Source organism: Staphylococcus sp. HMSC068C09 (assembly GCF_001813735.1).
In the GTDB taxonomy this organism is placed as follows: Bacteria; Bacillota; Bacilli; order Staphylococcales; family Staphylococcaceae; genus Staphylococcus; species Staphylococcus hominis.
The window spans coordinates 145,963-152,740 of the sequence record NZ_KV813756.1; the positions used below are offsets into that span (position 1 = coordinate 145,963).

Sequence of the window (6,778 nt, forward strand, 5' to 3'; positions counted from 1 at the left end):
TAAACTTTCTGTTAAGTGATATTGCATAATGAAGTCATATTATCTTGTGAAACAATAATATGAGTACATAAAGTCAATTAACAATGTTTATTAATAGATGGATGCTAAAACTTAGATTGCTCTTTTTCTTTAAAATAGGCAATCTAAGTTTTTATTATAATTACAATTAAAGGTGACTTATTATGATTAAAGTTAATCAACAGTATTTTGAATTAATTGAAGATTATAGAGAATGCTTTGACGAAGAATTATTTGCTTCAAGATATTCAGATATACTTGATAAATATGATTTTGTAGTTGGGGATTTTGGTTATGATCAATTACGTTTAAAAGGATTTTATAAAGATTCAAATAAAAAAGCTGAAATTTCAAAACGTTTTTCAACCATTCAAGATTATATTTTGGAATATTGTAATTTTGGTTGTCCATATTTCATAGTGAGACATATTAATGATAATGAACGATTAGAACTAGATAGTGTAGATGAAGTAGAGGATAAATTACATGATGTTAAAATAAAACCAACAATACAAGCTACGCAATCTACTGAAAAAAAGAATAATAAATAATGAAAGGTCAAAACAATGTATATTTTGTAAATATCATTGTTTTGACCTTTCATTTATTGAATAACTTGATTTAGATATTCAATGATTTCTTCGCTTTCTTCTTGAGACACACCTAATATATGAGCAATATATCCTTCTTCTTCAATATCATCTGTGCCTATGATGCCAAATTTATTAGTTTGAAGATTTAATACCAGTGTTTTACCGTAATGACGATCGGTCTGAATAAGCATTAAATCATAGCGACTATGTTCACCTACAAATCCTACAAATTGTGCTTGCGATTGTTCCTCATCATCGTACAGAAACATATCTATCATATCAGTCATGCTCCTTTATTTTTAATATGTGAAATTAGTATAACGACAAATGATGCATGATGCAAAACTATGATATGATAATAATAATAAGAGGTGACCGATATGTATTTTGTAGATAAAGATAAATTAGCACTTAAAATAAAATATTTAAATCAGCTTATTAAGGATTATGAAACAAATAAATCAAATCATTATGCATTTGAACGTATTGCGCAAATGTTAATTGAATCATCAGTAGATATTGGAAATATGATTATTGACGCTTTTATTTTGAGAGATCCTGGTAACTATAAAGATGTTATTGATATTTTAGAACTTGAAGGGGTGATTTCCAAAGATACACAAAACCATATTAATGATACAGTTAAAATCAGAAAACAGTTTGCACATCATTATACAGAATTAGAAGTTGAAACACTTGTACCATTATTTGACACCTCAATACCGTATTATCGACAATTTGTGAAAGAAGTTACTCAATTTCTAAAAAAAGAAAATGTGCCAATTACCGCTTTTGGAAAAGGAGATTATTCATAATGAAAAATTATAAAGGTTATTTAATCGATTTAGATGGAACAATGTATATGGGTACAGCAGAAATTGATGGTGCTGCTCAATTTATCGATTATTTGAACAAAAACGATATTCCTCATTTATATGTTACTAATAACTCTACTAAGACGCCTGAAGAAGTAACAGAAAAGTTAAAAGAAATGAAGATTGACGCTAAACCAGACGAAGTAGTTACTTCTGCTCTAGCTACGGCAAATTACATTGCAGAAGAAAATAGTCAAGCTAGTGTGTATATGCTAGGAGGTAATGGTTTAAGAACAGCATTAACCGATGCAGGTTTAACCGTAAAAGAAGATGAGAATGTAGATTACGTAGTTATCGGTTTAGATGAAGCAGTCACATATGAAAAACTTGCAATAGCTACTTTAGCAGTACGTAAAGGCGCAAAATTTATCTCTACGAATCCAGATGTCTCAATTCCTAAAGAAAGAGGCTTCTTACCTGGAAATGGAGCTATTACAAGTGTGGTTAGTGTATCTACTGGACAACAGCCACAATTTATTGGTAAACCAGAAACCATCATCATGCAAATTGCTTTAGATATTTTGAAACTCGATAAGTCTGAAGTGGCTATGGTGGGAGATTTGTATGATACAGATATAATGTCTGGTATTAATGTGGGGATGGATACGGTACATGTACAAACAGGTGTAACATCTTATGAAGAAATTCAAACTAAACAACCAAAGCCAACCTATTCATTTAAAGATTTGAATGTGGCTATAGCTGAATTAGAAAGTAATACTAATTAATAAAAATAATTTCTATGATAACTTCTTATTACTTAAATTGATGATATGAGTAATAAGAAGTTTTTATATCTAACAGTTTTGTTATGCTCTGTGTAATTGTGATATGTAATCATTAGTACTAATATATAGAATATCAAAGATAAGAATAAGGACATATCGGATAAGATAGATACATATTTAACACTCACTAATTATTATATAAAATAAATTTGATATATAATTAATATTTTTATATAATAAAGTGTAAAAATAAAAGTGCGATATAATATTTCTTGATAGTAAGATAACTTTACTAAATATAAAATAAGTAGAATTGTTCTTCAAAATAAATAGCAATGTTTGTGAGGTGTAATATTCAATTGAGAGAAACTAAAAAAATAAGTGTTTTTTATGAAAAAGCAAAACCATATCTACTGACTATTCTATACTTAGCAATTTTTATAGCTTTGTATCTTATATATGGTTCAGGCGATACACATAATAACTTTATATATAACGAATTCTAGTAAGGAGTCAAAGGATGACAGATATTATAAATTTAATTAATGATATTGGACAAAAAAATCCAGATCGAGTAGCTATTAGACATAAATCAGATGAGTTAACGTATCGTCAACTTATAGAAGAATCTAGTAAGCTAGCACATTATTTGCAAGATACAAATAAGCCATTAATCATCTATGGTCATATGTCACCATATATGGTAGTTGGAATGATAGGAGCAATCAAAGCAGGATGTGGCTATGTCCCAATTGATACGTCAGTTCCAATAGAACGTGTAGAAATGATTATGAATAAAGTAGATCCAACATTTATTTTAAATACAACTGATTCAAGTGTGAATCAACCAAGGAAAGAACTTACAATCGAAGATATTAAACATTCTGATTATCCTATTGTTTTTGATAGTCAAATGGATAAAACAGATGTTGTTTATACTATATTCACTTCTGGTTCTACAGGTGAGCCTAAAGGTGTGCAAATTGAGTATGCGAGTTTAATAGAATTTGCAGAATGGATGGTCTCATTAAATGAAACAGATAATCATCAGGAGTGGCTGAACCAAGCACCATTTTCATTTGATTTATCTGTAATGGCAATTTATCCATGTTTAACATCTGGTGGCACACTTAACTTAGTAGATAAAGATATGATAAAAAAACCGAAGTTATTAAATGAAATGCTTGTTCAAACGCCAATTAATGCTTGGGTATCAACACCATCATTTATAGAAATGTGTTTATTACTTCCTAACCTTAATGAAAAAGATTATCCAAGTTTAAATCATTTCTTCTTTTGTGGAGAAATTTTACCGCATAGAACAGCTAAAGCACTTGTTGATAGATATCCAAATGCAATTGTTTATAACACATATGGACCAACGGAAGCGACAGTTGCAGTTACTGGTGTAAAAATCACACCCGAGATTTTAGAACGTTATAACCCACTTCCAGTAGGTGTAGCAAGACCGAATACTACACTATCAACAACTGATGAAGGTGAACTTGTTATTAAAGGAACAAGTGTGAGTTTAGGATATCTAAAAAACAAAGAAAAAACTGAAGCAGTATTTAAGTTTGATAATGGCGTTCGCATTTATCACACGGGTGATAAAGCTATTGAAAAAGATGGTTATTGGTTTATCCAAGGACGTATCGATTTTCAAATAAAGTTAAACGGTTATCGCATGGAACTAGAAGAAATTGAAACACAACTAAGACACTCAAAATACGTTAGAGAAACTGTTGTTGTGCCAATTTATAAAAATGGAAAAGTTGTTTATCTTGTAGGTGCTATTGTACCTACTAAAAAAGTTGATAATGACTTAGAGATGACCAGAAACATTAAAAATGAATTGAAATCTCGCTTACCTGAATATATGATTCCGAGAAAATTCGTTTGGATGGAACAACTTCCATTAACATCAAATGGAAAACTTGATCGTAAACAAGTTGCAGAGGATATCGACGCATGATTCCTTATGGTACGTTTACCTTCTTCTTAGTCGCATTTATCGTTCTTTTACCAGTCATCATACTCGGATTTTTAGGTAAGCGAAGCTATGTATACAATGGGATAAGTACAGTGATTATGATTGTGATTATTTTCTCTTCAGATACATACAATTTATTTGGACAGAAATATTTAAGTGTTCAATTAATCAGTTTTGTAATTTATTTAATATGGCAAGTGCTATTAATCATGTGGTATTACAAATCACGACAAAAAAATAATACTTTTATTAAATTTTTAATTATTATGATTTTATCTATTTTACCTTTAGCACTTGTTAAAATATTACAAAGTTCATGGTTAGGTGGACATCAAATACATTTCCATGAACATAAGTTAATTGAATTTGTCGGATTCTTAGGAATCTCATATGTTACTTTTAAAAGTGTACAACTTATAATGGAAATTAGAGATGGTTCTATTAAAGAAATTAAAGTGGGGAAATTGATTCAATTTATTTCATTCTTTCCAACAGTATCTTCAGGACCCATCGACCGTTATAAACGTTTTGTCAAAGACGATAAAAAAATACCAACTGGTGAGCAATACAGAGGTATGGTAGTTAAAGCGATTCATATGATTATGATGGGCTTCTTATATAAATATATTATTGCTCATTTAATTAATGTATATGCAATTATGCCATTATTAATGCATTTACATGGTTTTACTCATAAATGGTTATATATGTATGCCTATAGCTTTTACTTATTTTTTGACTTTGCAGGTTATAGTTTATTTGCAATAGCAGTGAGTTATCTATATGGCATTAATACACCACCAAACTTTAAACAGCCGTTTAAAGCACGTAACATTAAAGATTTCTGGAATAGATGGCATATGTCATTATCATTCTGGTTTAGAGACTGTGTTTATATGAGAACATTGTTCTATATGTCTCGTAAAAAAATAATGAAGAATCAATTTGCAATGTCAAATTTTGCCTTCTTCTTAAATTTCTTTATTATGGGTGTATGGCACGGATTAGAAGTATTTTATATTGTATATGGTATTTATCACGGTTTAATGTTTATCGGATATGGATATTATGAACGCTGGAGAAAGAAACATCCACCTCGCTTTCAAAATGGTTTTGCTACAGCATTAAGTGTTATTATCACATTCCATTTTGTAGCATTTGGCTTCTTAATATTCTCAGGAAAATTAATTTAAAGGGAGAAATAAATGATGGAATTTAGAGAACAAGTTTTAGAAGTATTAGCTGATGTAGCAGAAAATGACGTAGTTAAAGAAAACCCAGATGTTGAGATTTTTGAAGAAGGAATTATTGATTCATTTCAAACAGTTGGATTATTATTAGAAATTCAAAATAGATTAGGAATTGAAGTATCAATTATGGATTTTGATCGCGATGAATGGGCAACTCCTAATAAAATTGTTGAAGCTTTAGAAGAATTACGATGAAATTCAAACCATTTTTACCAATTCTTATTAGTGGAATCATATTTTTAGCTTTTGTATTAATGCCTGCGAGTTGGTTTACTGGTCTCGTTAACAATAAGACACTTGCTGATAATAGAACGTCACTAACTGATCAAGTACTTAAAGGTACGCTCATTCAAAATCAATTATTTAGTAATGATAAATATTATCCACTTTATGGTTCAAGTGAGTTAAATAAACGTGATCCGTTTAATCCTGCGATAGCAATGCATCATCGAAAAAATACAAAGCCTGTATTCTTAGTTGGTACGGGCGGTAATACAGATTTAATTAATGCTATTGAATTAGCGGGTCAATATGATCAACTTAAAGGTAAAAAGATGACATTTATCATTTCACCACAATGGTTTAGTACACATGGCGTTAATGATATGGATATGGCTGCGCGTACGACACCAAATCAAATCAATCAGATATTTCAACAAAAGGATATGCCTTCAGAGTTAAAACAACGCTATGCTAAACGATTATTAAAATTTAGAAGTGTTCCTAATAAGGAATATTTAAAAGAATTAGTAAAAGATCCAAGCAACCCAAAAGGTCGTTATATTTCTAAGTTTAAAGAAAGTCAACTTCTTAAAATTGAGGCAATAAAAACATACTTTTCATTAGATAAATCACCATTAACTCATGTACACTCACTTACATCACCCAATGATTCTTGGAAAAACATGAGTAATAAAGCAGTGCAACTTGGTGAAAAACGTTCTACTTCTAATAGTTATGGTATCCGTAACGAATATTGGAAACAACTAATGCATAAAAAGCCAATGAATCGTCGCCAATATGAATTTAAAATGAATTCACCAGAGTTTAAGGATTTATCTTTACTAGTAGATACAATGCATCAAGCAGGTGCTGATGTACAATATGTTATTCTTCCAGTAAATGGTAAATGGTACGATCATTTAGGTATTCACCGTTCAACACGTGAACCTGTCTATAAAAAAATACATAAAACTGTTGTCGCACATGGGGGGAAAGTGTATGATATGTCAAATAAAGACTATGAAAAATATGTATTAAGTGATGTGGTACATGTAGGTTGGAAAGGTTGGGTATACATGGATCGTCAAATTGAAAAACA

General features: G+C 30.0%; 9 protein-coding genes. 8 read left to right on the plus strand and 1 reads right to left on the minus strand.

What is annotated here, in order from left to right:
- The first annotated feature begins 182 nt into the window (after nucleotides 1-182).
- On the plus strand, nucleotides 183-569 hold the full coding sequence (locus HMPREF2930_RS05490; protein WP_017175869.1) for a YutD family protein: 387 nt from the start codon (nucleotides 183-185) through the stop codon (nucleotides 567-569).
- 53 nt (nucleotides 570-622) lie between these two features.
- Here HMPREF2930_RS05490 and HMPREF2930_RS05495 read toward each other — a convergent pair whose 3' ends face one another.
- Nucleotides 623-889, minus strand: a complete 267-nt coding sequence (locus tag HMPREF2930_RS05495; RefSeq protein ID WP_002448201.1) for a DUF3055 domain-containing protein — start codon at nucleotides 887-889, stop codon at nucleotides 623-625.
- Nucleotides 890-991: 102 nt separating this feature from the next.
- Here HMPREF2930_RS05495 and HMPREF2930_RS05500 point away from each other — a divergent pair, with 102 nt between their 5' ends.
- The 7 genes from HMPREF2930_RS05500 to dltD form a co-directional block, all read left to right on the plus strand.
- A complete protein-coding gene (locus HMPREF2930_RS05500) occupies nucleotides 992-1,426 on the plus strand; it encodes a DUF86 domain-containing protein (protein ID WP_017175868.1) in 435 nt (144 codons plus the stop codon).
- Complete coding sequence (locus HMPREF2930_RS05505) at nucleotides 1,426-2,214, plus strand: TIGR01457 family HAD-type hydrolase (protein WP_002448132.1); 789 nt, start codon at nucleotides 1,426-1,428, stop codon at nucleotides 2,212-2,214. The genes HMPREF2930_RS05500 and HMPREF2930_RS05505 overlap by 1 nt, the downstream gene beginning before the upstream one ends.
- Nucleotides 2,215-2,549: 335 nt before the next feature.
- A complete protein-coding gene (locus tag HMPREF2930_RS11230; RefSeq protein WP_002455559.1) occupies nucleotides 2,550-2,720 on the plus strand; it encodes a teichoic acid D-Ala incorporation-associated protein DltX in 171 nt (56 codons plus the stop codon).
- Nucleotides 2,721-2,734: 14 nt separating this feature from the next.
- Nucleotides 2,735-4,189 carry a D-alanine--poly(phosphoribitol) ligase subunit DltA gene (gene dltA, locus HMPREF2930_RS05510; RefSeq protein WP_017175866.1) on the plus strand — a complete coding sequence of 485 codons (1,455 nt, stop codon included), beginning with the start codon at nucleotides 2,735-2,737 and terminating at the stop codon, nucleotides 4,187-4,189.
- On the plus strand, nucleotides 4,186-5,400 hold the full coding sequence (gene dltB / locus HMPREF2930_RS05515; protein ID WP_002455557.1) for a D-alanyl-lipoteichoic acid biosynthesis protein DltB: 1,215 nt from the start codon (nucleotides 4,186-4,188) through the stop codon (nucleotides 5,398-5,400). The genes dltA and dltB overlap by 4 nt, the downstream gene beginning before the upstream one ends.
- Before the next feature lie 15 nt (nucleotides 5,401-5,415).
- The gene (dltC, locus tag HMPREF2930_RS05520; RefSeq protein ID WP_017175865.1) at nucleotides 5,416-5,652 is read left to right on the plus strand and encodes a D-alanine--poly(phosphoribitol) ligase subunit 2; all 237 of its coding nucleotides are present in this window, start codon (nucleotides 5,416-5,418) and stop codon (nucleotides 5,650-5,652) included.
- The coding region (gene dltD / locus HMPREF2930_RS05525; RefSeq protein ID WP_070597258.1) for a D-alanyl-lipoteichoic acid biosynthesis protein DltD at nucleotides 5,649-6,778 on the plus strand (1,130 nt) is incomplete at its 3' end. The genes dltC and dltD, both read left to right, overlap by 4 nt.